Annotated in this window: 29 protein-coding genes and 2 tRNA genes; 19 read left to right on the top strand and 12 right to left on the bottom strand. The window is 47.9% G+C overall.

The window, feature by feature from the left end:
- Positions 1-45: 45 nt before the first annotated feature.
- A complete protein-coding gene (locus tag LHUE1_RS09045; RefSeq protein ID WP_049172493.1) occupies positions 46-555 on the bottom strand; it encodes a flavodoxin domain-containing protein in 510 nt (169 codons plus the stop codon).
- Positions 556-781: 226 nt separating this feature from the next.
- Between LHUE1_RS09045 and LHUE1_RS09040 the strand changes: the two genes are divergently transcribed.
- Complete coding sequence (locus LHUE1_RS09040; protein WP_049172491.1) at positions 782-1,279, top strand: thiol peroxidase; 498 nt, start codon at positions 782-784, stop codon at positions 1,277-1,279.
- A gap of 94 nt (positions 1,280-1,373) precedes the next feature.
- Here LHUE1_RS09040 and LHUE1_RS09035 read toward each other — a convergent pair whose 3' ends face one another.
- The gene (locus tag LHUE1_RS09035; RefSeq protein WP_049172489.1) at positions 1,374-2,360 is read right to left on the bottom strand and encodes an AEC family transporter; all 987 of its coding nucleotides are present in this window, start codon (positions 2,358-2,360) and stop codon (positions 1,374-1,376) included.
- 4 nt (positions 2,361-2,364) lie between these two features.
- A complete protein-coding gene (locus LHUE1_RS09030) occupies positions 2,365-4,032 on the bottom strand; it encodes a malolactic enzyme (protein WP_049172488.1) in 1,668 nt (555 codons plus the stop codon).
- A gap of 349 nt (positions 4,033-4,381) precedes the next feature.
- Between LHUE1_RS09030 and LHUE1_RS09025 the strand changes: the two genes are divergently transcribed.
- On the top strand, positions 4,382-5,266 hold the full coding sequence (locus tag LHUE1_RS09025) for a LysR family transcriptional regulator (RefSeq protein ID WP_049172486.1): 885 nt from the start codon (positions 4,382-4,384) through the stop codon (positions 5,264-5,266).
- 79 nt (positions 5,267-5,345) lie between these two features.
- Here LHUE1_RS09025 and LHUE1_RS09020 read toward each other — a convergent pair whose 3' ends face one another.
- On the bottom strand, positions 5,346-6,281 hold the full coding sequence (locus LHUE1_RS09020) for a magnesium transporter CorA family protein (RefSeq protein ID WP_213291566.1): 936 nt from the start codon (positions 6,279-6,281) through the stop codon (positions 5,346-5,348).
- A gap of 83 nt (positions 6,282-6,364) precedes the next feature.
- Here LHUE1_RS09020 and LHUE1_RS09015 point away from each other — a divergent pair, with 83 nt between their 5' ends.
- The 6 genes from LHUE1_RS09015 to LHUE1_RS08990 all read left to right on the top strand — a co-directional run bounded on the left by LHUE1_RS09015 (position 6,365) and on the right by LHUE1_RS08990 (position 10,736).
- A complete protein-coding gene (locus tag LHUE1_RS09015; protein ID WP_191978419.1) occupies positions 6,365-6,721 on the top strand; it encodes a DUF488 domain-containing protein in 357 nt (118 codons plus the stop codon).
- A 7-nt stretch (positions 6,722-6,728) separates the two neighbouring features.
- Positions 6,729-7,289: a 5-formyltetrahydrofolate cyclo-ligase gene (locus LHUE1_RS09010; RefSeq protein ID WP_049172481.1), complete on the top strand. Its 561-nt coding sequence runs from the start codon at positions 6,729-6,731 to the stop codon at positions 7,287-7,289.
- A 180-nt stretch (positions 7,290-7,469) separates the two neighbouring features.
- Positions 7,470-8,432 carry a hypothetical protein gene (locus LHUE1_RS09005; protein WP_049172478.1) on the top strand — a complete coding sequence of 321 codons (963 nt, stop codon included), beginning with the start codon at positions 7,470-7,472 and terminating at the stop codon, positions 8,430-8,432.
- Positions 8,433-8,653: 221 nt separating this feature from the next.
- Positions 8,654-9,271 carry a flavin reductase family protein gene (locus LHUE1_RS09000; RefSeq protein WP_049172476.1) on the top strand — a complete coding sequence of 206 codons (618 nt, stop codon included), beginning with the start codon at positions 8,654-8,656 and terminating at the stop codon, positions 9,269-9,271.
- Between the two features lie 21 nt (positions 9,272-9,292).
- Positions 9,293-10,240 (top strand): AEC family transporter, encoded by a 948-nt coding sequence (locus tag LHUE1_RS08995; RefSeq protein WP_049172475.1) that lies wholly within the window; start codon positions 9,293-9,295, stop codon positions 10,238-10,240.
- A gap of 31 nt (positions 10,241-10,271) precedes the next feature.
- Entirely contained in the window at positions 10,272-10,736 is a 465-nt protein-coding gene (locus tag LHUE1_RS08990) for a hypothetical protein (RefSeq protein ID WP_191978420.1), read from the top strand.
- Positions 10,737-10,833: 97 nt separating this feature from the next.
- Here LHUE1_RS08990 and lexA read toward each other — a convergent pair whose 3' ends face one another.
- Complete coding sequence (lexA, locus tag LHUE1_RS08985) at positions 10,834-11,460, bottom strand: transcriptional repressor LexA (protein ID WP_049172471.1); 627 nt, start codon at positions 11,458-11,460, stop codon at positions 10,834-10,836.
- Positions 11,461-11,586: 126 nt separating this feature from the next.
- On the bottom strand, positions 11,587-11,781 hold the full coding sequence (locus tag LHUE1_RS08980; RefSeq protein ID WP_010493614.1) for a hypothetical protein: 195 nt from the start codon (positions 11,779-11,781) through the stop codon (positions 11,587-11,589).
- A gap of 474 nt (positions 11,782-12,255) precedes the next feature.
- Here LHUE1_RS08980 and LHUE1_RS08975 point away from each other — a divergent pair, with 474 nt between their 5' ends.
- Both LHUE1_RS08975 and LHUE1_RS08970 read left to right on the top strand, forming a co-directional pair.
- Positions 12,256-13,422, top strand: a complete 1,167-nt coding sequence (locus LHUE1_RS08975; protein ID WP_049172469.1) for an AI-2E family transporter — start codon at positions 12,256-12,258, stop codon at positions 13,420-13,422.
- A complete protein-coding gene (locus tag LHUE1_RS08970) occupies positions 13,415-13,894 on the top strand; it encodes a hypothetical protein (RefSeq protein WP_049172467.1) in 480 nt (159 codons plus the stop codon). Before LHUE1_RS08975 ends, LHUE1_RS08970 begins: the two co-directional genes overlap by 8 nt.
- 89 nt (positions 13,895-13,983) lie before the next feature.
- On the opposite strand, the gene LHUE1_RS08965 is transcribed toward LHUE1_RS08970, so the two are convergent.
- Positions 13,984-14,346, bottom strand: coding sequence for a hypothetical protein (locus LHUE1_RS08965; RefSeq protein WP_010493605.1), 363 nt, complete (start codon positions 14,344-14,346; stop codon positions 13,984-13,986).
- A 265-nt stretch (positions 14,347-14,611) separates the two neighbouring features.
- On the opposite strand from LHUE1_RS08965, the gene LHUE1_RS08960 reads away from it, so the two are divergent.
- Positions 14,612-15,637: a zinc-binding alcohol dehydrogenase family protein gene (locus tag LHUE1_RS08960; protein WP_049172465.1), complete on the top strand. Its 1,026-nt coding sequence runs from the start codon at positions 14,612-14,614 to the stop codon at positions 15,635-15,637.
- Positions 15,638-15,667: 30 nt separating this feature from the next.
- Here LHUE1_RS08960 and LHUE1_RS08955 read toward each other — a convergent pair whose 3' ends face one another.
- The gene (locus LHUE1_RS08955) at positions 15,668-15,967 is read right to left on the bottom strand and encodes a hypothetical protein (RefSeq protein WP_010493601.1); all 300 of its coding nucleotides are present in this window, start codon (positions 15,965-15,967) and stop codon (positions 15,668-15,670) included.
- Between the two features lie 152 nt (positions 15,968-16,119).
- On the opposite strand from LHUE1_RS08955, the gene LHUE1_RS08950 reads away from it, so the two are divergent.
- The 5 genes from LHUE1_RS08950 to LHUE1_RS08930 all read left to right on the top strand — a co-directional run bounded on the left by LHUE1_RS08950 (position 16,120) and on the right by LHUE1_RS08930 (position 18,235).
- On the top strand, positions 16,120-16,425 hold the full coding sequence (locus LHUE1_RS08950; RefSeq protein WP_010493599.1) for a SemiSWEET family transporter: 306 nt from the start codon (positions 16,120-16,122) through the stop codon (positions 16,423-16,425).
- 173 nt (positions 16,426-16,598) lie between these two features.
- Positions 16,599-16,919 (top strand): PadR family transcriptional regulator, encoded by a 321-nt coding sequence (locus tag LHUE1_RS08945; RefSeq protein ID WP_049172463.1) that lies wholly within the window; start codon positions 16,599-16,601, stop codon positions 16,917-16,919.
- 34 nt (positions 16,920-16,953) lie between these two features.
- Positions 16,954-17,964 carry a permease prefix domain 1-containing protein gene (locus LHUE1_RS08940; protein WP_217774588.1) on the top strand — a complete coding sequence of 337 codons (1,011 nt, stop codon included), beginning with the start codon at positions 16,954-16,956 and terminating at the stop codon, positions 17,962-17,964.
- Between the two features lie 100 nt (positions 17,965-18,064).
- Positions 18,065-18,137, top strand: a tRNA-Ala gene (locus LHUE1_RS08935).
- Between the two features lie 25 nt (positions 18,138-18,162).
- Positions 18,163-18,235, top strand: a tRNA-Ala gene (locus LHUE1_RS08930).
- A gap of 155 nt (positions 18,236-18,390) precedes the next feature.
- Here the strand turns inward: LHUE1_RS08930 and LHUE1_RS08925 are convergent.
- Positions 18,391-19,497, bottom strand: coding sequence for an alpha-hydroxy-acid oxidizing protein (locus tag LHUE1_RS08925; RefSeq protein ID WP_049172458.1), 1,107 nt, complete (start codon positions 19,495-19,497; stop codon positions 18,391-18,393).
- A 51-nt stretch (positions 19,498-19,548) separates the two neighbouring features.
- Positions 19,549-20,208: a nitroreductase family protein gene (locus tag LHUE1_RS08920; RefSeq protein ID WP_049172457.1), complete on the bottom strand. Its 660-nt coding sequence runs from the start codon at positions 20,206-20,208 to the stop codon at positions 19,549-19,551.
- A 231-nt stretch (positions 20,209-20,439) separates the two neighbouring features.
- Between LHUE1_RS08920 and LHUE1_RS08915 the strand changes: the two genes are divergently transcribed.
- Positions 20,440-20,820 (top strand): iron-sulfur cluster biosynthesis family protein, encoded by a 381-nt coding sequence (locus LHUE1_RS08915; RefSeq protein WP_025012277.1) that lies wholly within the window; start codon positions 20,440-20,442, stop codon positions 20,818-20,820.
- Positions 20,821-20,942: 122 nt separating this feature from the next.
- Here the strand turns inward: LHUE1_RS08915 and LHUE1_RS08910 are convergent, their stop codons facing one another.
- A complete protein-coding gene (locus tag LHUE1_RS08910) occupies positions 20,943-22,235 on the bottom strand; it encodes a sensor histidine kinase (protein ID WP_049172452.1) in 1,293 nt (430 codons plus the stop codon).
- A complete protein-coding gene (locus tag LHUE1_RS08905; protein ID WP_049172450.1) occupies positions 22,232-22,927 on the bottom strand; it encodes a response regulator transcription factor in 696 nt (231 codons plus the stop codon). Before LHUE1_RS08905 ends, LHUE1_RS08910 begins: the two co-directional genes overlap by 4 nt.
- Before the next feature lie 212 nt (positions 22,928-23,139).
- Here LHUE1_RS08905 and LHUE1_RS08900 point away from each other — a divergent pair, with 212 nt between their 5' ends.
- Both LHUE1_RS08900 and LHUE1_RS08895 read left to right on the top strand, forming a co-directional pair.
- Positions 23,140-23,547, top strand: coding sequence for a GtrA family protein (locus LHUE1_RS08900; RefSeq protein ID WP_010493567.1), 408 nt, complete (start codon positions 23,140-23,142; stop codon positions 23,545-23,547).
- The gene (locus tag LHUE1_RS08895) at positions 23,534-25,747 is read left to right on the top strand and encodes a glycosyltransferase family 39 protein (protein WP_049172448.1); all 2,214 of its coding nucleotides are present in this window, start codon (positions 23,534-23,536) and stop codon (positions 25,745-25,747) included. Before LHUE1_RS08900 ends, LHUE1_RS08895 begins: the two co-directional genes overlap by 14 nt.
- Positions 25,748-25,776 lie beyond the last annotated feature (29 nt).

Raw genomic sequence — 25,776 nt, 5'->3', positions numbered from 1 at the left:
ATGCGGTTTTTTAACGCACTTATTGGTCTTCGCGCACTTTGCCAATCAAATTTGGACGACACCATGCGTAAACGGACCGTTCAGTAAGCTGGTCACATCGGCAACTAGTGGCTGAATCGCCTCTTGAACGGCAGGATATGACTCGCTTCCCCAGTGCTTTAACGCTCGGATCGCTCGCAGCCGCCGGAGAAAATTCATTTGGCTGAGCTTGGGATAGCCTTGCACATAATAAAAACTGGTTACGGGACAATCATGCATAAACTGATATTGCTTAATTTGCTGGCAATTCACATTGTCACGCCGAACCACGCCGCTGCCAAACACAATGACCATATCAGGCAGCATATCCTTGAATTGACGGAAAAAGGATTTCAAGCCGAGCACCTTATTTCCCACAAGGTGACCGCCGTAAATAATCAAGGTGCGGTTTTTTAAGTCCGAGGCTGTCAAAAACTGAACATCAATCACTTCGCAGTGTAAGGTTTGCGCAATACTCAACGCAAACCGCTGGGTAAAACCGGTTTCGGATGTGTAAACGACTAATGTTTGCTGCATCTGGCAACCCTCCTTGAACGCGTGAACGTTAATATGCATTATTACGGTTGAAATATCTCCGTTAATTTAAGCTTACATAAATATTTATATTAGCGTCAATGTATATGCTGATAAATTTTTGCCAATTAAGTTGTGTCCATGTCACTTATCCCTTAAGCATGATACACTGACTGTGTTGTCTTAAATCTCACCTGTTTCGCGTATACAGGTAAAGGAGTGTTTTTTTATGGAAATAACCCGACATGGCACAGTCATCACGACCAATGGCAATCCAACAGCACTAGGCGAAAAACTACCGGCATTTACGGTAACCGATGCCAAGGGACAGCCGGTTAAGACTAATGATCTCAGTCACCGCCTGACATTAATCAGTGTTGTTCCCGACATCAACACACGGGTCTGCAGCATCTCAACCAAACATTTTAACCAGGATATGGATGAATTTGACGATGTTGATTTTTATACGATTTCAACCAACACCCCGCAAGAACAACAATCCTGGTGCGCGGCGGAAAATGTGACGAAAATGCAGCTGCTTTCCGACCAGAATGCTAATTTTGGCAAGGCGATGGGGCTATTCGTTGCCGACAACCACACCGATGCCCGCAGTGTTTGGATCGTTGACGGTACCGGAACGGTTAAATATCGGGAACTCATCACGGAACAAACACACGAGCCTGATTACACCAGCGCCTTAGCTTATTTAGAAGCGCATCAAGCTTAATTTTGGGCAAAAAAAAAGAGCCGTTTCGGGCTCTTTTTTTCTTGCTGCCACAACACGTTCGTCGGCGCAAAAACCGGCTCACGCTCAAAAAATATTATGCCAATCCTTGAACCAGCATCATCAAAATCGGCACGACAATCACAAACAGGACTGTCGAAGTCGTCACAACGTTGGTGGCGTACTTCACGTCGGCATGGGCTTCCGTTGCCAAAATCGGCAGTACGGCAAGACCAGGTGCGGCCGCCTGAATGATCAGGGTTTGTGCTTCGAGACTTGGCACATTGAAGCCTGCCTTCATGCCCAACAGAATCAACCCGGTGATCAATGCCGGGGCGATGACGAACCGGCCAATCAAAGCCACGATGGTATCGCGGTCAAACCGAATCGCTTTCAAGCCGGCATCAGCCAAAATAATCCCGATATAAATCAGCGATAGCGGTGTCACCAGACTACCAACGTAATTTAATGTGTTAACCGCAAATCCTAGCCACCCAACGTGAATGAACGGAATTTTCAGCAAAAGAAAGACCAAGGCTACCAAGAAACCAACCAGTGGCGCTGGCAACAATTTCTTCCAGTTAAAGCCTGCACCGCTTTTTTCTGCTTTCTCCTGCGTCGGGTCATCCCATGCCATGATAAAGGCGCCGACTGTCCAGGTTGAGACCGTGTTCACCACGTAATACATCAGGAAGTACGGTACCGCTTTATCACCGAACAAGGCAAGGTTCAGCGGTAACCCGATGAAAATGGTATTGGCATTCACAAACATGTTGATGAACGTTCCACGACGCCCCGGGCGAACTTTAAGCAACCAGACCAGTAAAAAGGCGATCAGATAGCCTAGAATGACAGCGCCAAAGCCGTAAACCAACCCTGATGACAGGCTTACCAGTTTATCGAGGGTCAATCGTTGCAAGACAGAGATAAAGATTGACGCCGGCAGGGCAATTTTCATCAACAAATCAGAAATAGTTTTCCCAAACTGATCATCAAACCGACCTTGCCGCCGTAAAACATAACCCACGGCAATCAGTAAAACAATGGTCAGCACACTTTGAATCGATGTACTTAATGCAGTCACAGTTTTATTCCTCCAAGTCTAGTTCGAGTGAATTCGGCAGTGGCCGATATTCCGGTTTCCAAGTCATGTCAGCAACGGCCTGTTTGGCATCGCTGATCGGTTCTTGATTCAGTCCATTTTTAATGGCGTCTTCCGCAACCGCAATCGCGACCGTCTGACTAAATTGATCCAGTTTCGACACCGGCGGCAAAACCGCTGCGCCTGGCTGATCAGGATCCACAATGCCGCCTAAGCTGTGCGCTGCAGCAGAAATCATTGAATCGGTGAGCAGCTTGGCCGTGGACGCAATCGTACCTAAGCCTAATCCCGGATAAACCAACGCGTTATTAGCTTGGCCGATCGCATAGCTAACACCCTTATACGAAACATTGGCAGCTGGAACGCCAGTGGCAATCAAGCCCCGTCCATCGGTCCACTTAATCAAATCTTCCGCCTTGGCTTCAGCCAGCTTGGTTGGGTTTGATAATGGGAAAATAATCGGTCGCTCGGTGTGCGCAGCCATTTCCTTCACAATACTTTCGGTGAAGGTACCGGGAACCGTCGAAGTGCCGACCATCACTGTTGGATGCACGGCTTTGACAACTGCCTCAAGCGTCGTGAGCTCATCCGCATTGGCAAATTCACTGCGCGAGCGGGCAAACGGCTTTTGTTCCGGCGTTAAATCGGTCATGTCGTCAAACAATAAACCCTGCTTGTCGACCAGGTAAAAATGCTTCTTAGCCTCTTCAGGACTCAATCCTTCTTCAATAAACGCTTCATACACGCGTGCCGTAATGCCAGCGCCTGCTGTTCCGGCCCCAAAGCTTAAATAAATTTGATCGGTTAATTTTTGCTTGGAAATATTCATGGCACCCAAAAGTCCGGCTAACACAATGATGCCCGTGCCCTGAATATCGTCATTGAAGGTCGTGATTTTATCTTTATATTGATTCAAAATATCAGCGGCATTGCTGCGACCGAAGTCTTCGAAGTGCAGATACAAATTCGGGAATAACTTCTCGGCAGTTGCTACAAACTTATCCACAAACTGATGATATTTCTGGCCATAAACGCGCTTATGACGATTACCCAGATAAAGCTCGTCATTCAGTAGCGCTTCATTATTGGTACCCACGTCCAAGACAACGGGCAGGACCTGACTCGGATCGATGCCGGCTGCAGCGGTATAAACCATCAGCTTACCCACAGAAATGTCAACACCTTGGGTACCCCAGTCACCAATGCCGAGAATACCTTCAGCATCACTCACCACCAACAGGCGAATATCGCGGCCATCAGCACTGTGCTTCAACGCACTTTCGATGTGATCCGGATCATCGATCGAAAGATAAGTGGCGTTTTGGGGATTCACAAACAGCGCACTGTAATTTTCAATCGTATCAGCAATCGTCGGATCATACACGATCGGCATGAATTCGTTAATGTGTTCCGAAAAAAGCTTATAGAACAGCACATGATTTTCATTGAACAACGTCATCAAAAACTGCCGCTTGGCTAAATCGGTCGGCTTTGTCTGCAATTGAGCATACGCCTGCTTGACTTGTTGATCCAATGTCTGGACAGCTGGTGGTAACAAGCCGTTTAACCCGTATTGATCCCGCTCTTCTTGGGTAAAGGCTGTCCCTTTATTTAAAAAGGGATTATTTAAAATTTGTTCTGGTGTATATTTCAAAATGCCACACTCCTCTTTTGTGTTAAACATGGGCCAACTCTTTTTGGTCGGCGCGCGCTAATATGCCGTGAAGCAAACACAACTTTTAAATACAAGTCCAGACATTACGCCGCGTCCAATCTTATAGTCAAACTTGGCAGGAGTGATAAAATCTTTTTATATGCTTTCATGATTATTATTTTCTTTACGTTAACGCGCGTAGGCTCACGCTCACATTAACGCGTTCGCCGGCGCAGAAGCCTATGTGTAAGGACCTCGGCCGCAATGGCCAGGCCCGAGCCATCACGGCCGAGGCCACTTACACTCCGGCTTCTAATCGCGCCGGCTCACGCTCACAGGAGGTTTACATGTGAACACCAGAGACTTTGAATATTTTCTCGAACTTACCGATACCCGGAATTTTTCGCAAACCGCCGAGAAATTTGCGGTTAGTCAACCGACTATTACTGCGGCAATCAAGCGGCTGGAGGATCATTTTCAGGCACAGCTGATTATTCGCGATCGCCGGCATCATGAAATCAGTGTGACGCCGGCTGGTGAGCAGCTTGCCAGTCACGCCGCGATTATTCTGCATCAGTTGGATTTGGCCAAGCAGGACATTGCTTGGGATCAGAAGAGTAAGATTCGCTTTGGTCTGCCACCGATTATTGGCAGTTATCTGTTTCCAAAAATTGCGGTCGACTTGATTGCTGCCGGGCTGATGCCGCAACTGGAAACATTTGAAGCGGGATCGGCCGCACTTCTTGATCAAATCAAGGACGGCAATCTCGACTTTGCCTTACTGGGTGCTAGCGGTCCGTTAGTCGATCCAGAGTTGCGCGTCATCCAAATCGATACGGCGCCGTTTGTCATCATTACCGCCGAAAATGATCCGTTGGCGCAACAATCGCATGTCTCCTTCGCAACACTTGCTGATCGCCAGTTCATCACCTTGAGTGAAGGGTTCGTTCATACCCGGGCATTTTCCTGGTTTCAACAGCAACAAACCTTCACGCCGAAAGTGGTTTATCGCACCGGTGACGTTCTGCTGCTAAAACGCTTAGTCACCCAGAACGTAGGCATCGGCTTTTTAACCAAAGTCGCCATTCAGGCTGACGATCATCTCGCATCGCTCAAAATCGACGACCCCAAACAACCGGCCTTCACCATCTCGTTTGTCTATCGCCAAGATCGCGTCTTGACGCCCACCATGAATCGCTTTGCTCAGATTTTGAGCGCACCAAAAGTGGTTTAGTCATCAGCCAAGCAAAAACGGCCGAAAAGAAAGTTGCCTTCCTTCGACCGTTTTTGCTTACCGAAAAGTCTTCGCTCAATTAAAAGTAATCCTTCCGCCACAACCACCAAGCAGCGATTCCGCACAAGACCGCTGTACCGCCGATCAACCACCAGAACGCCCAGTAGGCATTGGCAAATGGCAGCCGAACATTCATGCCGTAAATGCCGCCAACAATTGTGGGAATCGTTAAAATAATGGTCAGACTGGTCAGCACCTTCATGATCAGGTTTAAATTATTAGAAACGATGGCACTAACTGTGGTGGAATACTGATCCAACAACTTATTGGTAATCCGGACCATCGTTTGCGCCTCAACGACCTCGACTTCGACATCATGCAGCCGACGAAGATAGCCATTGGTATTGAAAAAGCGTTCGCCTGCCCGTAAGGTTTTCAACAAGTTCCCGGAATGATCAAGTGCCGCATCAAAGAACACCAGACTTTTCTGCATCGCCATGAGCTGATACAGCTGCGTATTTTTGGCGGCCTTGCCTAAACTGCCTTCAATCTGTTTCGTTTCGTCATTCAACTTGTCCATGTCGAGGACAAATTGGTGTAAAACCCGCCACAGCACTTCTAGCGCAAATTCTTCCGGCTTAGGTGAAAGCTTCTGCTCCGCCAAGTCATCGAACGCCTGCAAGGGATGATCCATGACGGTAATAACCCGATCCGCTAACAAAATCATGGTCAGCGGCACCGTATTAAATTGACGAAACCCCATCTCGTTAGTCATCTCAATCGGGTAGCGCAGCACGATTAACCCGGGAACATCATCAGCGGGATCCAGCCCTTCAACCCGGGCATTTTCATGTTTGTCAAGTGCCGCATCCACGTATGTTTTGGGCAGGCCATACTTGGTGGCCAGCGTCTGCAACTCCTGTGGCAATGGCGACTGGACCCGAATCCAATTAGCCTGATCATCCGTCGCCACCTGCACATTGCGCTGTTTTTGAATTTGATAGCACGTAATCATGTTGACACCTCTTTTGACTAGTATACCGTATCGCTATTTGAACATTCACGACTTGTCAAAACTGGTATGATAATCATGAGGTGATGATTTTGAAAGTAACACTCGAACGCATCTATCAAAAACCGCAAGCAAGTGGCTTCCGCGTCCTCGTTGATCGAGTTTGGCCGCGGGGCATCAGTAAAGTCAATGCTGCCTTAGATTTGTGGGCCAAAACCATTGCACCGACAGCAGAACTGCGAAAGTGGTTTGGCCACGATCCGGAAAAATACCCTGAATTCAAAAAGCGTTACTTAGCGGAACTCGCTGCTAATCCTGATTTGCCGGATTTCATCAAGACATTGAAAGCACACGAAAAGGATCCGATTATCATGTTATATGGTGCCAAAGACGAGACCCATAACCAAGCCGTTGTTTTAAGCGAATTTCTTAAAGATAAGTGAGGTTCCCATGGCCACAAAAGCCGAATTCCGCACCCGCCAGCTTAAACGCCTTCAGGAAGCTGCCGATGAAACTCAGGCAGCTAGCGAAACACTAATGGCGACTTTAATCAAGACAACCGTTTGGCAACAAGCCAAAAGCATCGGCATCACAGTCAGTGGCCCTTTTGAAGTCGCCACAGCGCCGATTATTGCTGCGGCACATGCTGCTGATAAAGCCGTTTTTTTGCCGCGGGTGATGCCTAAACGCCAAATGGTCTTTTTACCTGATCCCGGTCGTGAACAACTCGTAACCAGTGCCTTTGGTATTCCTGAGCCTGCTTACCAAGCCGACTTGGTTGAACCGGCGCCGGATCTTTTAATTGTGCCCGGAATCGGATTCTCATTGGCAGACAGATATCGTATCGGTTTTGGCGGCGGCTACTATGATCGCTTTTTAGCCGAATATTCCGGCCACACTTTGACACTGGTTCCGCCAGTCATGGCTTTTCCCCAACCTGATTGGCCAATCGAACCGTTTGATGTCCCGATTGAAACCTTAATACTGGCCAACGGGGATATCGTTAGGTAACAATGATACTAAGGGATTGTCTAAGTGGCGCGTGATGCCGAGTAACTAGCAGTCTCGTTTCAAACAACCAAAATGGCGTCAGGCAAGTGTTTGCCGGCAGCCTTTTTGGTTATGCTTGTGTTTCAAACCCGCTTACCCTAATATTGGGGAAAAGCTTTCACCATATTTCAGGAGGCAATCATGCGACGTGAACGTATTCGAAAGAATCGAAGGAGGCTTTACCTCACATTAACCGGCATTGGTGCGGTCGTTATTTTCATTGGCGTTTTCGTTTGGCTGGTGTTGCGCGGCGCCAAGGTACAAGGACCAACAGCTTCGTCTTCCGCCACCAGCATTTCCATTTCATCAACGGTCACCAGTTCATTTAAAAGCGGCACTTACACCGCTTCCGGGGACGTCACCGACACCAACGGCGACCACCACGATCTGACGGTTTATGTGAAGTTAACGTCATCCAAAACCTATACGCGCTTAATCATTCTTGACGCGGGAAGCCAACCGCAAATTATTAACGATACTGGCGATGTCAAACAGAAAAAAGGCAAGTTAACGCTCAGCTCGGAGCACGCCAATGTTTATACGTATGCCAGCGCGAAAACTTACAAGCACAATCAGCCGACAACAACGGTTGAATATGCCTCAGAAGGGGCAACTGGCACTGTTCATGATTACACCACGGCCTTAAAGAAAGAACTCAATAACACGATTACTTTAAAGGGCAAAACACCGCACAATTATCGTTACCTAACAACCAGCCTGCCGTTGCAACGCTCAAAGAAAAAGCTTCTCAGCCTTGATGATTTCAAGACGAAACAGACCGCTTCAAGTTCTGAGTCAAGCTCAGCGACGAGTAACTATTCATATAGTGAAGAATCGCAATATAGCAGCGAGCCTACTTCTTCGCAGGTTTCGGTGGCGCCAACGCCTTCTGCTGCGCCAAGTGTGGAAAGTGAACACAGCCAAAGCAATAATACCGGACAAGCTGGTGGTACTGCAGGCAATCATTCGAACGGAAGCACTGGTACATCAACCAACAACGGTGGTGGTAATGGCCAGTCAACCCAGAACAATGTGCCAGACAACAGCCAAACGCCTTCTTCTACGCCACCGTCTAGCACTCCTTCCGCCAATAGCAATCACTAACAGAATTACAATTTGTTTCAGACGATCAATTTAAGCAGTGTTTGAGATCACCATCATCTCTAGCACTGCTTTTTTTCGTCAACAACTCATGGTCATTTAACGAGGCAAGGCACACCCCTTTTGACGCCACCCCGCGCCTGCGCTAAACTTGCAGTCATGGCGTGTCTTTTAGGTCCCCCAGCATTTTCATGATTCTTATTCAACAGCCACCGGAGGCTATTATGATCAACTTATCTGCCAATAAGCTATCACCTCGCGAGCAATACAAACTGCTGTCTGGCAGCATCATTCCCCGCCCCATCGCGTGGATCACGACGCAGAGCACGGCCGGCATCATCAACCTGGCGCCATTTTCATTTACAACCGGCATCTCCAATCAGTTACCATTGTTATCCGTGTCCATTTTGCGTGATGGCGGGCAACGAAAAGACACGGCGGTGAATCTTTTGGCTCGCCATGAAGCGGTCGTCCACATGGTCAGCGTTGATCTCACCAAAGCGATGAATCAAACCGCTGCCCGATTAACCCCTGATCAAAGTGAATTGAACTTAATTGATCTGCCGTTAGTGGCCAGTACCGAGATTCAGGTACCCGGGCTGCAATCCGCGCGTATTCGCTTTGAAACGCAACTTTACCAATATGTACCGATTCGTGATCGTGCCGGGGTGATCATCACCGATCTCTTTATTCTGGAAGTTCGGCAGTTCCACTTTGCCGATACGGTGCTCGATTTGCCAAGCTTACACATTAATCCTGCCGCTTTAGCACCGGTAGCTCGCCTCGCCGGTCCTACTTATGCCGAACTTGGTCAAACTTTTACGTTACGGCGGCCAAAATAATTTATAAGGAAGTGTTGATATTTGACCGCATTTATCTCAAGCGTCTTTGGGGTTTTGGAAATTCTCATTTTGATCATTCTCGGCTATTTTCTGACCGCTCGCGGCTGGTTTAATAACCATTCGAGTAAAGTCATTGCCAAAGTTGTCACCCAAGTTGCCTTGCCTGCTTATATGATCGTGACCATCGCATCGAAGTTCACGGCCGGCATGCTGCTGCGGTTACTCCCAAACTTGTTGTTTCCGGTCTTGTCCATGATGATGCTTTTCGCGTTGTCCTTTTTGGTGTGTTACCTGTTAAAAGTTCCAAAGTCGCGAAAAGGCACATTTAAGTCCATGTTTTTCAACTCCAACACGGTCTTTATCGGCCTGCCGGTTAACCTGGCCTTATTCGGTCCTCGCAGTTTGCCTTATGTCTTGGTCTATTACATGGCCAACACGACAATTTTTTGGACCATCGGAGTCTACCTTATTCAAGGCGACGGCCCCAAACCAGCCCGCTTTAATCTTAAAAAGGCTTTGGGGAAGGTTTTCTCCCCGCCTTTACTGGGGTTCATGTTGGGAATTGTGTTGGTTTTACTGAATATCAAGTTGCCGACTTTTTTGATGTCCGATCTGACTTATATCGGCGATTTGACGGTTCCGGGCTCCATGTTCTTTATCGGCATTGCCTTACACGAAGCCGGGTGGAGCCAACTGCGCCTCAGCAAGGAAGCACTCGGTATCTTCAGCGGCCGCTTTCTTTTCGCCCCACTGTTGATGACAGCACTGGTCGCCTTTGCCCCGGTTCCGACGCTAATGAAACAAATCTTCATTCTGCAATCCTGCATGCCGGTCATGACCAATGCGCCGGTGGTTGCCAAACTTTATGACGCCGACGCTGACTATGCTGCGATCATGGTCACGGAAACCACACTTCTCTCCATGATCGTCATCCCCATCGTCATGACCTGCATTCAATTCATTCACTAGGAGACCGCCATTGAAAAAATTAGTTTGGCTCATGTTATTACTTATCCTCAGTGGTTGTTCTCAAGGCACGCCGACTGCCAAATCATCATCAACTCGATCAGCCACCAGTGAACAGGCATCAAAGCCGGTAAAATCCCGGAAAAAGGCAAAAAAGGCCGTGCCTAAAGCAACCTTGTCCACCTTGGTCGGTCACGCATTTGTCCAACAGGATGATCAAAAGAAAGCGATTCGCGTGTTGTCGTCAACCAGTGGCTATTACCTCGAAACGCTGTCGAACCAAGACGGCGATTTTGAAAGTACGGATCAGGGTATTTTTGCGGCCCAACTGACTTTAAAAGGGCGAATCTTCACCTTCACCGGCAAAGCCCAACCACAGGCCGCCAGCAACACGGTTCAATTCCAACTTACTAAAAAGGGATTACTGAAACAGCTTCCGGATGGCCCATTTTACAAAAAGGTACCAAAAGACGATCTTGATCAGCTTAACCGTCCTTGATGGTAGAAACTGTCACCTCAACAAAAAAGCATTTGCCACGCACACTCAATTGAATGTGTGCGGCAAATGCTTTTTTAGCTGGCTTTATTAGTAGCACTTATACAAGCGCAGGACGATACAAACTCACAACAATGCCGAGAATCGTCACATCCGGAAAAAACATGTCTTCCATATCATCATTTTCCGGATGAAGGCGAATACCGTTCTTTTCTTTGTAAAAGCGCTTGACGGTGGCTTCGTCTTCTTCAGTCATTGCCACGACAATCTGCCCATTTTCGGCGTCGTTTTGCTTCTTGACAATAATCTGATCGCCATCAAGAATCCCGATCTTGATCATGGAACTGCCTTGAACCCGAAGCATAAACAGCTCATCGGCCGAGTATGGTAGGTCATCCGGCACCGGGAAATAGTCATCGATATTCTCGATAGCAGTAATCGGCACCCCGGCCGCAACAGTCCCGACAATCGGAATGCCCTCTGCCTGAACGCCGATATAATCACGTCCTGCTGCAGTCACTTCAATCGTGCGCGGTTTGGATGGGTCTTTTGCAATCAATCCAGCGGCTAGCAACTTCTCTAAGTATGCTGCAACAGTGCTGGACGAACTAAGGCCAACTGACTTGCCGATCTCGCGAACTGTGGGTGGATACCCATGATCCTCGATCGCGTCATAGATGGTTTGTAAAATCTGTTTCCAACGTTTTTGACTCGCTTGTGTTGGCATCCGCTCACCGCTCCGTTCTCATTTGTTACACTCAGCATACCAAACCGAACGAACGTTTGCAATCATTTTCGCCGTCGTTACACGAAAAAATCCGCAGTCATCACGGCTGCGGATCATTTCATCAAATTAGTTATGCAATAATGGCATCTTATGCATCTGACGCCGATCACATCTGCTCTTGATGACTGCATAGAAGAAGCTTAGGAAAATATCCAGAGCCATCAACAAGATGCCGGCCGTCGCATAGTTGCTAAATAACAGCAATGTTGCGACCAGGGTCAGAGTTATTAATGTCCATTTAGCCCCGCGAAGTAAATTCATATGGGGTCACTCCTCTCCGTATCGGTAAAACCGACATTGACTCACCGTTTTGGTTGTGACTTTATCATACCTGATTTTTTTGATTTGTAAAGCTTTTGTATATGTAAAATTTACATTTGATGCCCTTATTTAGGCATTTTTAATATTTGTAACGGCAAATCGGTGTTTTTGTAAATTTATTGTAACGGCGTCGATACCTTCTTCTGACCATTTTAGTTAACCCGAGCCTCGAAAAATCATGGCTAGTCTAGTATCATTGTTATACAGAAGCATCCGACGTCTGGCGGGTAGAAACTTCGAAAAAATGACTCACGTGCACTCAGCTGACTTGTAAAAAACGACAACTGTACGTCGAAGTTTTTCTTGGTTCACCACAGATCTCGTGCTCGACTTGTCGTCTTTTGTAAAGGTTACCAATGACATCGCTGATTAAATCGAGTCATAACCTTTAACGTCCTTAGAGGAGGATCGCCTGTGAAACGTACCGACTCATGGTTCTACCGCCGCTTCATCAACAACAAGTTCATGGTCTTCTTAATTGACCTGCTTTTGGCCCTACTGGTTATTTTTGTTTTCACCAAAATTGCTTGGGTATTCCAGCCTGTGGTTGATTTTCTCGGTATCATCGCACCGCCGTTTATTTTTGCCGGTATTCTCTTCTATTTGACGGTACCGATCATTAATCGCCTTGAAAAAGCCGGGCTGCATCGCGGCTGGGCGATCGCGTTACTATTCGTCGTTTTGATCGGTCTTCTCGTCTGGGGGCTATTGCGCTTCATTCCGGCGGTAAGTAACCAGATTACCAGCATTGTCGATTCGGCACCGCAAATTTTTACGGAAATCGGTAAATGGCTGGATGACTTGAATGATAAGCAAAATGTTTTATCGCAACATGACCTGAACAACATTGCCAGCGAAGTCCAAACATTCTTCACCGGCAAGCAAGGCGCTTTCGTCACCGGTACCATTTCGCAGCTGCAAAATCTGATTGGCATTGTCGGCAATGTTGTTATCACGATTTCGACAGCCCCGATCATCCTCTTCTTCATGCTTAAAGACGGCGACAAGTTCACGCCGATGGTGCTGCACATTATCCCCACCAAGTTACGTGGGTCCGTCAAACAAATGCTGCACGAGATGAACGAAAAAGTCGGTTCATATGTTCAGGGCCAAATCACGGTTGCGCTGTGCGTGGCCATTATGTTCATGATCGGTTATTCGGTGATTGGCCTGCGTTATGGCTTGATTTTCGGCTTGCTGGCGTGCCCATTGAACCTAATTCCTTACTTTGGTTCGGCACTGGCAATGATCCCGCCACTTATCATGGGCGCGTTGACGTCGCCAAAAATGATTCTCGCGGTCATTGTCGTTTTCTTCATTGAATGGCTAATTGAAACGCAACTTATTTCGCCACTGGTAATGGGCAGCAAGCTCGAGCTGCATCCCATTACCATCGTGGTGGTCTTGCTCACGGCCGGCAATCTCTTCGGTTTAGTCGGTGTCATCCTTGGCATACCAGGTTTTGCCGTTTTGAAAATTGTCGTGACCCGATTCTTCAGTTGGTACCAGCAGGTTTCCGGTTTGTACGAAACTGACAGTCCCACTGATGATGTCGATCAAAAAGGAGTCCCTCATGAATAGTTTTGATGTTTTACTAATCGGCCTTGATGTCGTCTTGATTGCACTCGCCGGTTATTATCTGTATTGGCAACATAAAATCAATTTTGCTTCACGTTATGCGGTTTCGCAACTCGTTTGGGCGGTGTTGCTTGGCTTTTGGTTCATGACAACCCGCGTCAACAACATGCCGTATATTGTGTTTATTTCAATCTTCCTGGTGTTGTCCATTATGGCGGGCACAGGTGGTTTGGCCCCAACGCGACTCATTGCAAATGGGTTGCTGGCCCGGGTTATTCCCTACACCAACATGTCCAGTATCACGTTGACACCTGTCAGTCTGCCTAATGGCCAGGAATGGGTCGTTGCGGTTTTCGCCCTTAGTAAGCGCCGCATGGTCCGGCTAACGTTTCAGGCAAGTCTTCAGAACCTGATGACTGAATTGACAAAAGTACTTCCTAAAACAGTCCCGGTTACTGTGCAGCGGATGAACTAGTCACAGCCTCAACATGGTTGGCACTTAAAAAACGCTTCGGAAAATTTTCCGAGGCGTTTTTATCATTGATCAGCCGGGACAAAGCCCGTTTATTCATCTAATTTTCTAATGGCCAGCAGTGCAACCAGTGCTAATGCCAATCCGGCACCGGCGATCAGCATCTGCCACGGCGTTGTCGTATCGAGGAAGAAGTAGTCGATGAGCGCCAACATCAGCGCCGCAAACAAAAGATCTACCCAGAATCGGCGCCACCGAGTTGTCGCCGCCGCATCCAAAAATAACGCAATACCAATCAAGGCAGCCAAAACAATGCCGAAACTAATCGTTGCAATGGTACCAATGACATCATCCGGCCGCATCGTATACCACGCGAAGAATGCAAAGCCTGCCGCTGCCAAAACCAAAACAACGATCAGGCCGATCAATTCACGCTTTGTACTCAATTTTTTCACGAGCTGCCTCCTTCGTCATTGAACGTGCTTTTTCATAAGAGCGTGAGCAGGAGCGTTTAGAAATCGGAGTGTAAGTGGCCTCAAGCCTAAATGGCTGGGCTGTGGCCATTTAGGTTTGAGGTCCTTACACGCAGATTTCTGCGACTGCGAACGCGTTTTCTACAATATCCTGCACATTTTACCAAATAACCACTGCATTTCCAACTCTCTTAATAAAAAGGTTACAATAGCAACAGATAACCGATCAAACGAAAGGACGATTCAGATGCCAAAAAATATTGCCATCGGCTTCACTGAAGGCCTACCCATTACTGAACCCAATAGCTTTCAAAGCTTCACGCTACCAGTACCAACACCGGAACCCAATGAAGTCATTGTACAAGTGGCTGGGGTCTCGGTTAATCCGGTTGACACCAAACGCCGCCAAACCGCACCACGACAAGAAACGCCACAGATTCTTGGGTATGATGCAGTCGGCACCATTACCCAAATTGGCTCTGCCGTCACTGCCTTCCACGTTGGCGATCGCGTCATCTATGCCGGAACTACCCGCAAGCCCGGCAGTGATCAACAATTTCAGGCAGTGGACGCCGATCTGATCGCATTAGCGCCGAAACAAGCACCCACCGCTGATCTCGCAGCACTGCCGCTTGTCGGTTTGACCGCGTGGGAACTGCTTTTTGAAAAAATGGGCTTCATCCCGGAATATAATGCCAACAAAGGCCAGCATTTGTTGACCATTAACGGTGCCGGTGGCGTCGGTTCGATGCTGAGTCAACTGGCGCAATGGAGCGGGTTAAATGTTTTGGCAACCAGCAGTCCTAAAAATCATGACTGGTTGCGGGCCCACGGCGTTGCAACGCCACTTGATTATCATAAAGATCTTGTGAGTCAGGTTCACCAGGCTGGCGTTCAAACCGTTGACGGCGTTGCTTTGCTTTATCATCCGGAACCGTATCTGGCCACCGCCAGCCAGTTAATTCGCGCTTTTGGCCACATCGGCTGCATTGTCGGTCCCCAAAGCGGTCTTGATCTGGCCGTTGTCAAAGACAAAGCGGCCAGTTTTGACTATGAGTACATGTTTGCCAAAACCGACTTCGACTACCGTGTTGCCACACAAGGTGCGATCCTCAGCAAGCTCTTAACGTTGTATCAAGACGGCCAGATCAAAGCTTCAGTGACCAAAGAATTTACCGGCATTAATGTTGCCAACTTGAAGGCCGCCACAAAGCTCGTCGAAGAAGGTCATATGGTCGGTAAGGTCGTCTTAACTGGAACCTTCAGCGACTAAAGCTAGTTTCAAAATGTTAGAAAAAAGCCACTACTTCCGGAACCCCAGTGCATGTTGCAACGCAATCTTCGCACCCTCCGAGTTAAGTTGCCCCGGATCGTAAATAATGGAGCCATCGCCCATATAGTAATGGAATCGCTGCAACACAGCGCGATTGCTAACAGTACGCAACCGCAATTCGTCATTAATCGCCGCCAATAGCTTTTCACTCCAAGACGCCGCCATCATTTCGGGAATATCCCGTTCGGTCACAAATCCTTTATCCATGATGGCATCGGCGCCTTCTTGTTTTTGCACGCGTGTGACCGTATCTGCTTCTTGTTCTGCCATGATGTTCCCTCATTTCGTTCATTTTCAGAAAAAATCTAAAGCTGCCAACCTAAGTCAGGCCGCCTATTTGATTCTATCACACGTTAATGTCTTCCTTGGTTTTCACGTTCGATCGTGTTACGGTTATTTTATTCCAAAAGGAGGCATTTTTGATGCAAGCTGACAATGGAAAATATCACAGTGGTATTGACCCCGTTAAAGCAAAGCGACTGAATCTCCTTAGCAGGCTGGCAACTTTTACCTGTATTTTAATGTATGTTTCCTACATTCCGGAAATCATGGCTAACTTTTCTGGAACTCCGGTGAATCCGATTCAGCCACTGGTGGCCATGATCAATGCCACCTTGTGGACCGGTTATGGCTGGATGAAACCTGCCAAAGACTGGCCGATCATCATCGCCAATGTACCCGGGATCCTGTTTGGTTTAATCACCTTTGTCACGGTTTTTGTTCACTAATCAAGTAAATCTGACGACACCTTCTTGATAGGAAGGTGTTTTTTTGCTTTACCTAATGGTTACATCATGTTAATATTACTCCAACAGATGAAGTAATCAGCCAGCAAAATCAAGATGAGTCTCATCTGTATTCTCGCGCACACCAGTATAAAACTCGCAAAAGGAGGAGCGCCGTGATCAGTAGTGATGCCATGCGTGGTTACAACGACGCACTCGTCCTTGCCATTTTGCAACAAGGTGATTCTTATGGCTACAAAATTGGCAAAGAAATCCGCGAGCGCACCCATGACCAGTATATGATTCGTGAAACCACGCTTTACGCCGCCTTTACTCGCTTGAGCAAAAACGGCTATATTGAAGCTTATCCGGGTGATGTTACGAACGGTAAACCCCGCACTTATTATCGCATCACTCCCAGCGGCCGCGCTTTTCTTGCTATGAAGGCCGAAGAATGGCATCAGGTTAAGCATGTGGTCGATTTATTTTTGAACTAACTGCTTGTCAAAATTGAACCTTGGAGGATCGCCCATGGATACAATTACAGCTTATTTAGACAGTCTATTTGCTTCTTTTCCGGATAACCCGAAAACGCGCCAGGCCAAAGCCGACATGCTTGCCAATATGCGCGATTATTATCGCGATTTGTTGCGCGAGGGTAAAAGCGAAGAAACTGCAATCGGTGCCGTCATTCGTGCTTTTGGCTCCGTTGATGAATTACGGGAAGATCTAGGACTAGCTCCTCAGGCTGACCAAGCAAACACCGACGCAACTGCGGAACCTGATAATGCAGTTTCTGAAACGGAGCTCAGTCATTTTTGGCACATTGCCGACCGGTTTGCAACGCAAATTGCCTTCGGTGTTTTACTTTGTTGTATCAGCGTCGCCTTGCCCGCCTATACAACGGATTCCTCGCTTGAGGTCTTCGGCATCATCGGTATGTTTTTGCTTGATGCTATCGCAGTGGGTCTCTTCATTTGGGCCGGCACCATGTTTAGCCTCCAAAAGAAGCGGCTCAATGGCCGGCCCTTGTCTGAAAGCGCCAAAAGATTTGCCCAAGAAACAACCGATACGTATCAGCGGCAATTTTCTGCGGGTTTAATCGTGGGCATTATGATTTGTATTGTCGCGTTGATCCCACCGATTCTGTCCACTTACTTATCGCATTTTATCAGCGACGATGCCGGTGGTGCCTTGTTCCTCATCATTGCTGGACTAGGAACCTACTTAATTGTGTATGTCGCCATCAATTATTCGCAAATAAAGCGCTATACTGACGCGACAGCTGTGCCGGATCCTGAGCCACGCCTTCATCATAGCCATCGCGACAACTTCCACACGTCACAGCACCACCACAATCAACGCACTAGCCAAGACATCGCGCTTTTCCGTCAGATTTATTGGCCCCTTATCCTAGTGACCTACTTCTTAGTTTCTTTTCTTTTTCACACATGGACCTATTCTTGGGTCATCTTCATCATCGGCGGGGCTTGCCAAAATATCATCATTTCACTAATCGCTCGTCGAGATGAATCCTTGTAAAATTCGCCGTTTATAGCAAGGCTGGCAATCCTCTGTCATGTATCAAGGACAATCCTCTTTACACAACCGCAGAAGTTCAGTACAATTGTCTTTGTGTTTTGGGTCCATAGCTCAGTTGGGAGAGCGCCTGCTTCGCATGTAGGAGGTCGACGGTTCAAGTCCGTTTGGATCCATTAGCTTTGAAGCTACTTAATTAGCGGGTCTTTAGCTCAGCTGGGAGAGCGCCTGCATGGCATGCAGGAGGTCGACGGTTCAAGTCCGTTAAGATCCAGAAAAAGCGCCACACATGAAAGTTATGTCTTTCGTGTGTGGCGCTTTTTACATGGTGTGAAATTTGCGATGGGTGCGGGCTCTCAAAAAATGGTAACGCATGTTCATCTAAACGTGCTTGCTGAGGCCTAATCGTAAGGGGCCCACCCTAATCAATTAAGCAAACCGCGTCTTAAGTTTCATCCGTTTGACGTCTTCAATCGTTTGGCATCCGGTTAGCTGCATGGCAATATTAATTTCCATTTTTAGATGATCGGCGACTGCTTTGACGCCTTGCCAGCCGCCAAGCGCCAAGCCATAACTAAATGGCCGGCCAACGCCGACAAGATCTGCGCCAAGTGCCAGGGCTTTGAGCACGTGCGTTCCACGCTGCACGCCGCCATCAAAGATAATCGGTACTCGATGATCGACCGCAGCTGCAATGGCTGGCAACTGTTCAATCGCTCCAGGGGCACCATCTAGTTGGCGGCCACCATGATTGGAAACATAAATTCCTGCTGCGCCTGCATTTATGGCTGCAACTGCGTCATCAGGATGCTGAATGCCTTTGATAATAATGGGTAAGCCTGAGTAACTGGCAAGTTTGTCGATAAGTGCCAAATCTAGTTTTTGCATGGATTCTTTGAACAGCCCACCGGCACCGACACCGGTTTGACCGCTATTATAGCCTTCTAGATTAGCTAGACGGCCTTTCAGATGATAATGATTCATGACATCTTTTTCGCGATAGCCGCCCAGTGTTGAATCCGCTGTCAAAATAATCGCTAATGCACCGGCATTTTTGGCCTCATCGAGCAAATATTCGCAATATGACCAGTCTTTGGGCATATACAACTGAAACATATAAGGCGCACCATCACTGACTGCAGCGGTTTCGGCAATGGGCTTGGAAGCAAAAGTACTTTGCGACATCATAATACCAGCTTCTTTTGCACCTTTTGCCAAACCCAGTTCACCACTCGAATGGGCCAGCGTGTTTCCGGCAATGGGTGCCGTCAGTAACGGCGAAGCCAGCTTAGCGCCCAGGAAGGTTGTTGACTGATCTGGTTTTTCAACGCCTTGTAAGACACGCGGGAGCATCTCCACATCTTGAAACGCGGTGGTGTTCCGGCGCATTGTATAGCCATCATCGGAGCCTTCACTAATGTAGCCAAATTCGCCACGACCGAGCACCTTCTCTGCGCGGCCTTCCAGGCTTGCCAGATCCAACACGTCAATCGCGTTTACTTCACCGAAAGGATCAGTTTTAACTGCATCGATCATTGTTTGTTTCCTCTTTTCCCTTGAGATCGGATCGTATGGTTTGTTAACGACTTATGCCAAGTAGTCAATTAACTGATTGACATCGTAACGGTCGGTTTTCAGCGGTTTTTCCGCTGCTTTCCCGATTGCAATCGCCATAACTGGCACAAACCGTTTTGGATCCAGTCCCAACGTCGGAATAATTGTTTTAAAGTCATAACCAGACCAAGGATTGGCATCATACCCGTGAGCGCGCGCCAGCAAAAGCAGTTGCATGCCGACCATCGCGCCATCAATGGTTGCGTCTAGGGTCAGGAACTCCGGTGAAGCATGCTCATAAAGCGGTAAGAATGTATTGAAAATCTGGTCAAGTTTCTCTTTGCTGATCTTGCCAGCCTTATAAACCTTGGTCCAGACATCGCGATAAACTTCATGCGACTGCGTGTCCCCTGCAATGAAAATAATCGCAGAACTCGTATCGATTTGCGGATAGTTGAACTTCATGGCCGCTTTCTTCAACTTTTCTTTTGCTTCCGGTGTATCGATGATGACAAAATGCCATGACTGTAGATTGCATGCCGAGGGTGCGGTGGTTGCCTCCTTGATCATTTCCTGCAATTCATCCCGGCTGATTTTGACGTTGGGATCAAACTTCCGGGCTGAATGGCGGTCAAACATCACATTGCCCAAATCATTGTTCGTTAACTTTGGTGCTGCTACTGTATCTGTCATTTTGAATTACCTCATTTCTTATATAAATATATTAATCGCTTTCATCGAAATAATATAGTCCATAATCAAAGGATTCTCCATGCTATGAGGCGGGTGACTGAACACCGGCAACTTCTCACCCATCATCCCAAGTAACACCACATCCACAGCGTCGTTGAGCCAATCACCGAGTCGAATCAGTTGCTTTTGCTTCCTAATCAGCCTATGTTTACGGCGAAGGGAGTTGATTGCATGCAAATTCATTTTGACGAAGGTGCCATCGACAAGATCAAGCCTCATTTGGATCCGGACAAGAAACTGCTTTTGACCTTTGAAGACGGCGTTGGCCCTTATTCACAGCACGCTATGATTCATATGCAGGTGCAGTTTTCACTGAATGTTGTCAAAGCCAGTGATCCGGCAACCGACTATGATACGAAAATTGATAGCAACCTCGGGCCGATTCTGATCAAGGGTTACTCACAAGAAGATTTAAATGCAAATATGAATGTCCACTTCAATAAGACACTTAATACGTTAATTTTAAGCGGTGATGGCGGCGATATTGATACGAACATGGGCTTTATCGATTTCACGGAAGCCAATGGGGTTCGCAATAATCCTGCCCGTTAATCGTCGTATCAGGGTTTTGTCACCAAGCGTTGTTTAAAAAGTGATTGAAATTTAAAAGCAGCCGTTCCAAAAGCTATTTCAAGCTTCGGAACGACTGCTTTTCGTTTGCCATCATTTGACAACTAAGCCCCACGCGGTTTATTAGGTAGCGTCACAACAAATAAGACACCGTGGGGATGGACGTCTTTGACTTCAATGTGACCATGATGAATCGTCACAATCCACCGGGCGATGGCCAATCCCAAGCCACTGCCGCCAGTTTGCCGGCTGCGCGAAGCGTCTTCGCGATAAAAACGTTCGAAAATTCGGGATTTGTCGGCATCGGCAATATTCGGCCCTGAATTGCCGACAATCAGTTGCCAGTCCCGCGGCGTTTGCGTGACTTCAACCCAGATTGAATCACCTGCCTGCGTGTATTTGAAGGCATTGTCTAGCAGAATCACCAGCAATTGCTTGATTCGGGCGGCATCAAACCAGGCATGGCCGTCTGCTGACAGCTTGGTCGTGAAGGACTTATCCTGGCTTTTGGCAATGTCATGATAAGACGCCAGCTGTGGCGCTAAGGCCTGATCGAAACGCAAGTCTGTCAACTCGATTTCGATGGTATTGCTGTCAGCCTTGGCGATCGTCAACAAATCATCGGTCAATTGCCGCAAACGCTTGGTCTCGCCTAACGAAGTCGCAATCGCTTCGCTTTCATCGATAATTGTCGCTTGCGGTTTTGTCAGCAGAGATTCCTGTTTGCTTTGAATCACGGCCAGCGGTGCCCGCAATTCGTGGGCGGCATCCGCAACAAAATCCTGTTGCCGTTGCCACGACCGCACAATCGGCCGCATTGCCCGCGTCGATAACCAATAAGATAACCCCAATGCCAACGCCCAGAATAAAATAATCGTCACAATCAAAACCTGCCGGAATGAGCGAATGGCTGCCTCCTGAGCATCGGTATTTTGCAAAATCAGTACATAATGACCGGCATACTGCGGATCCGCAGCTGTCTGCGGCACTTTAACCAACAATGTTCGAAATGTGCCAGTCGAGGTCGCTAAAGTCTGTAGTTTGTTAAGCGCCTGCCGATCCAATTTCAGTTTCTTGAAATACGCATAAAAGCGTTCGCCCAGCATGGCTTGATTAATAATTTTGCCTTTTTTATTGAAGACCACCATATTCATCCGAAACAAAATCGGCCGACTTCCTCCTGGCTGCCGTGGGGCGTTGGGGGTCGTCATCCCTGTCGCTGGTTTGATGATCATGGTCTTTTGCTGCTCTAACGTATGGTCAATGTCTTGATAAACCGAGCGTTCATACAGAAAAAAGACGATAAATCCCAGCACCAGGAAAAGTCCGGCGAAACTCAGTAGCTGACCGACAAATAAGCGCCGCTGCTGCCGCTTAATTCCTTTATCTGCATTCATTCACGGCCCTCCGGTTCTTGAAAAATATAGCCAACATTGCGAATGGTTTTAATCCAGCCGTCAACTTTCAGCGGTTTTAACTTTTTGCGTAAGTTCGACATATAAACTTCAACCACACTCACAGCGGTTTCGGAGTCAAAGCCCCAAAGTCGATCAAAAATCTGATCTTTCGTGATAATGGTTTTTTGATTCTGCAGCAAATACACGAGCAAGTCGAATTCCTTACCATTTAACGAAACGGGTTGCCCATTGATCAGCACTTCATGGCGATTTAAATACACTTCATATGGCCCAGCAGTTAAGCCATCATCATCAAAAAAGTGTCCAGTGCGTTTCAATAACGCCTTGAGTCGCATAATGAGTTCTTCGCGGTGAAACGGTTTGGTGAGGTAATCATCCCCGCCTAATTCAAACCCGCGCAACTTATCAGCAAGCGCATCCTTGGCCGTCAAAATAAGCACTGGCGTTTTCACCTGCTTGGCGCGCAACTGCTTGAGCAAGTCGAAGCCATTCAATTCCGGCAGCATGATATCCAGAATAATCGCATCAAACACGCCTTCCTCCGCCTGATACAAACCATCCGCCCCGGTTAACGCGGCTTCAGGTTCGGCAAAGTCCTGAATGAAGTCAACAATGCTTTCATTCAAATCCGGATCGTCTTCTATGACAAGAATTTTTGGTTTAACCGTCATTTCTATACTCCCAACTAATCTGAGCGTGAGCGTGAACTGGCGCGGTTAGAAATCTGCGCCAGTAGCCGCATGATACTTCAATCACTTCAGCCACTATTTCAGCCTAACACACCAACCATAAAACCTTCTTAAGAAAAAATCCGACCACCTTTAAGGTTAATTTATGCTGCACATCGCATACTAATCCCATTCATCAGGAAGGGAGCGATACGATGCGCCTAAAGCTGAAACAATTCATTAGCTTCGGTCTCGTCGGAGGGATCAACACCATTTTGACTTATCTGATCTATCTGACATTATACCAATTGATCAATCCGACCGCTGCAATGGGTGTCGGTTATGGGTTAACGTCCATCTTGGGACTTTTCCTCAATGATACCTGGGTTTTCAAAGTCAAAGATCATCGCCAACTTAAAAGTGTAGCGCCGCGATACTATTTCTCTTATGGCCTCACATTTATTTTAAGTCTGGTGCTGACCAGCTTCTGGAATGATGCTTTGGGTTTACCTAAGCCTTTAGCACCGATGTTTTCGCTTATGGTTACTGTCCCGACGAACTTCCTTTTAAGTAAGTTCTGGGTATTCCGAGAAAAGGGAGTTACGGCACATGAAAAAAATTAGACAATGGACGGTTGATTGGTGGCTCATTGGCATTTTAATTCTCGCAGCGTTTCTTTACGCGTGGAACATATGGGAAGCAGGCAATGCCAATGATTATTACACCGCCGCCATTACCAGTATGGTTCAAAGTTGGCACAATTTCTGGTACGGGGCTTTTGATCCCGCTGGCTTTATTACAGTTGATAAACCACCGGTCGCACTGTGGTTTATGGCCATCTCCGCCAAGATTTTCGGCGTTCATGGCTGGTCAGTTGTCCTACCATCCATTTTGTTTGGCATCGGCAGCGTTGCCTTAATCTACAACATGATCAAGCCACGCTTTAATGCCTGGGCAGCGCGACTAGCCGCACTGGCACTCACTTTGACGCCGATTGTGGTTGCGGATTCGCGGACAAACAATATGGACGCCACCCTACAATTCTTCCTACTGCTTGCTAGCTGGTGCCTCATGAAGGCCATTAGCACCCGCAAGCCATGGTTGGTGGTTGTCAGTTTTGCCTTAATTGGCGTCTCGTTCAATATTAAAATGCTTCAGGCCTTTATGATTTTGCCGGCCTTATTGCTTTTCTACTGGCTCGCCTCGAACCAGAAACTTTGGCGCCGCCTTACCACACTAGGCATTGCGGCTGTCGCCATGGCGGTTACTACATTAGCCTGGCCAATGCAGGTTGATTCGACTGCTGCGACTCAGCGACCCTATGTCGGCAGTTCTGAAACGAACTCGGAAATGGAATTGGCTTTTGGCTATAACGGTACTGAACGCTTACTAGGTCAAACAACCGGTACTGGCGCAGCTTTCCCAGGCATGGGGAATAATTCCAAGTCCAAGACCGGTGGCACCCCACCAACTGGCACTAAAGGTAAAACCGGGACTGCGCCTACCGGAACCAAAGGAAAGTCCGGAACACCACCAACTGGCGCAACCGGTAAGACCGGCAATCCACCAGGTGGCAAGTCAACTAAAGGCACGTCCGGTCAACCAGGTACCGGCAACACCCAAGGCGGAACACCACCAACTGGGACTAAAAAGCAGCAGGCAACTGTCAAAACCAAAAAAGCTACCGGCGGGAAAATGCCTGCCAACTTCAAAAAAGGTAACTTTAAAGGCGGACCTGGTACAGGCGGCGGTGCTCCGGGCGGCCGCAAAGGTGGTGGCGGTGGCGGCGGTGCCTTTGCCATTGGTACTGCTGGCCCGTTACGCTTGCTCCAATCCGACCTTGGCCCGCAAATCAGTTGGTTAGTCCCAGCTGCTTTAATCGGCTTCATCAGTGCATTTGCCTATTATCTTGATCGCAAGCGTAAATGGTATCAAACAACCTCTCAGCAAAATCATTTACTTTTCTGGATGGGTTGGCTCGTACCAGTCGCCGGTTTCTTCTCAATTGCCAGCTTCTTCCACCCTTACTACATGATTATGCTCGCACCGCCGATTGCTGCTTTGTTCGGCATCGGGATTGTCACAATGTTTAAGCAATTCAAGCTGGGCTTCAAGCATTGGCAAAGTTGGTTATTGCCACTTGCCATCGTGACAACAACGGCACTCCAGGCTTGGTATGTCAGCTTGTACTATCAGTGGCAGACATGGCTCGTGGTTGGTGCAGGTCTAATCGGCTTAGCGCTTCTTTTCATCGGCCGCACCAGAAGTTGGCGCAAATCAGCCCTGGGTGTTGCCATTGCCGCTATTTTGGTAGCGCCAGGCTTCTGGTCACTTACGCCGACGCTTGCCGGTTCATCAGCTGCGATTCCGTCTGCCGGTCCTTCACTTCTGACCTCCGGCGGTAACAGCGGCGGTATTGGCAGCGGCAGTGTTGACAGCGGATTGCTGAAGTATGTTGAAAAACATCAAGGCAGCGCCAAATACCTGTTTGCTACCAGCAACGCTAGCACGGCCGCGCCTTACATCATTAAGTCCGGCAAAGCAGTCATGGCGATCGGCGGATTTAATGGTACCGACCCTGCCATTACCCTCAAACAATTCAAAGCCCTCGTTAAAAAAGGCGACATGAAATATTACCTGTCCTCAGGTCGCTCAGGTAATTCCAAGATTGAATCCTGGGTCACCAAAGTCGGTAAAAAGGTTTCTTCAAACAAATACAGTAGTCAAAGCAGCTCAAGCACCAAGTCCCCAGGTGGTATGGGGATGGGCGGTGGCATGGGTGGCGGCACCCTGTATGAGCTTGACGCCAGCATGGTCAAGTAACCCATTATCATTTTGAAAGGAGAAGATGC

Origin of the sequence: Lacticaseibacillus huelsenbergensis (assembly GCF_029726355.1) — a bacterium.
GTDB lineage: Bacteria > Bacillota > Bacilli > Lactobacillales > Lactobacillaceae > Lacticaseibacillus > Lacticaseibacillus casei.
This window is presented reverse-complemented; position numbering and strand designations above follow the sequence as displayed.

Excerpts from the sequence above, each read along its gene's own strand:
- LHUE1_RS09045 (WP_049172493.1), bottom strand. The coding sequence starts at position 555 with ATGCAGCAAACATTAGTCGTTTACACATCCGAAACCGGTTTTACCCAG.
- LHUE1_RS09040 (WP_049172491.1), top strand. The coding sequence starts at position 782 with ATGGAAATAACCCGACATGGCACAGTCATCACGACCAATGGCAATCCA.
- LHUE1_RS09020 (WP_213291566.1), bottom strand. The coding sequence starts at position 6,281 with ATGATTACGTGCTATCAAATTCAAAAACAGCGCAATGTGCAGGTGGCG.
- LHUE1_RS09015 (WP_191978419.1), top strand. The coding sequence starts at position 6,365 with ATGATTTTGAAAGTAACACTCGAACGCATCTATCAAAAACCGCAAGCA.
- LHUE1_RS09010 (WP_049172481.1), top strand. The coding sequence starts at position 6,729 with ATGGCCACAAAAGCCGAATTCCGCACCCGCCAGCTTAAACGCCTTCAG.
- LHUE1_RS09005 (WP_049172478.1), top strand. The coding sequence starts at position 7,470 with ATGCGACGTGAACGTATTCGAAAGAATCGAAGGAGGCTTTACCTCACA.
- LHUE1_RS09000 (WP_049172476.1), top strand. The coding sequence starts at position 8,654 with ATGATCAACTTATCTGCCAATAAGCTATCACCTCGCGAGCAATACAAA.
- LHUE1_RS08990 (WP_191978420.1), top strand. The coding sequence starts at position 10,272 with ATGTTATTACTTATCCTCAGTGGTTGTTCTCAAGGCACGCCGACTGCC.
- lexA (WP_049172471.1), bottom strand. The coding sequence starts at position 11,460 with ATGCCAACACAAGCGAGTCAAAAACGTTGGAAACAGATTTTACAAACC.
- LHUE1_RS08980 (WP_010493614.1), bottom strand. The coding sequence starts at position 11,781 with ATGAATTTACTTCGCGGGGCTAAATGGACATTAATAACTCTGACCCTG.
- LHUE1_RS08970 (WP_049172467.1), top strand. The coding sequence starts at position 13,415 with ATGAATAGTTTTGATGTTTTACTAATCGGCCTTGATGTCGTCTTGATT.
- LHUE1_RS08960 (WP_049172465.1), top strand. The coding sequence starts at position 14,612 with ATGCCAAAAAATATTGCCATCGGCTTCACTGAAGGCCTACCCATTACT.
- LHUE1_RS08955 (WP_010493601.1), bottom strand. The coding sequence starts at position 15,967 with ATGGCAGAACAAGAAGCAGATACGGTCACACGCGTGCAAAAACAAGAA.
- LHUE1_RS08950 (WP_010493599.1), top strand. The coding sequence starts at position 16,120 with ATGCAAGCTGACAATGGAAAATATCACAGTGGTATTGACCCCGTTAAA.
- LHUE1_RS08940 (WP_217774588.1), top strand. The coding sequence starts at position 16,954 with ATGGATACAATTACAGCTTATTTAGACAGTCTATTTGCTTCTTTTCCG.
- LHUE1_RS08925 (WP_049172458.1), bottom strand. The coding sequence starts at position 19,497 with ATGATCGATGCAGTTAAAACTGATCCTTTCGGTGAAGTAAACGCGATT.
- LHUE1_RS08920 (WP_049172457.1), bottom strand. The coding sequence starts at position 20,208 with ATGACAGATACAGTAGCAGCACCAAAGTTAACGAACAATGATTTGGGC.
- LHUE1_RS08915 (WP_025012277.1), top strand. The coding sequence starts at position 20,440 with ATGCAAATTCATTTTGACGAAGGTGCCATCGACAAGATCAAGCCTCAT.
- LHUE1_RS08910 (WP_049172452.1), bottom strand. The coding sequence starts at position 22,235 with ATGAATGCAGATAAAGGAATTAAGCGGCAGCAGCGGCGCTTATTTGTC.
- LHUE1_RS08905 (WP_049172450.1), bottom strand. The coding sequence starts at position 22,927 with ATGACGGTTAAACCAAAAATTCTTGTCATAGAAGACGATCCGGATTTG.
- LHUE1_RS08900 (WP_010493567.1), top strand. The coding sequence starts at position 23,140 with ATGCGCCTAAAGCTGAAACAATTCATTAGCTTCGGTCTCGTCGGAGGG.
- LHUE1_RS08895 (WP_049172448.1), top strand. The coding sequence starts at position 23,534 with ATGAAAAAAATTAGACAATGGACGGTTGATTGGTGGCTCATTGGCATT.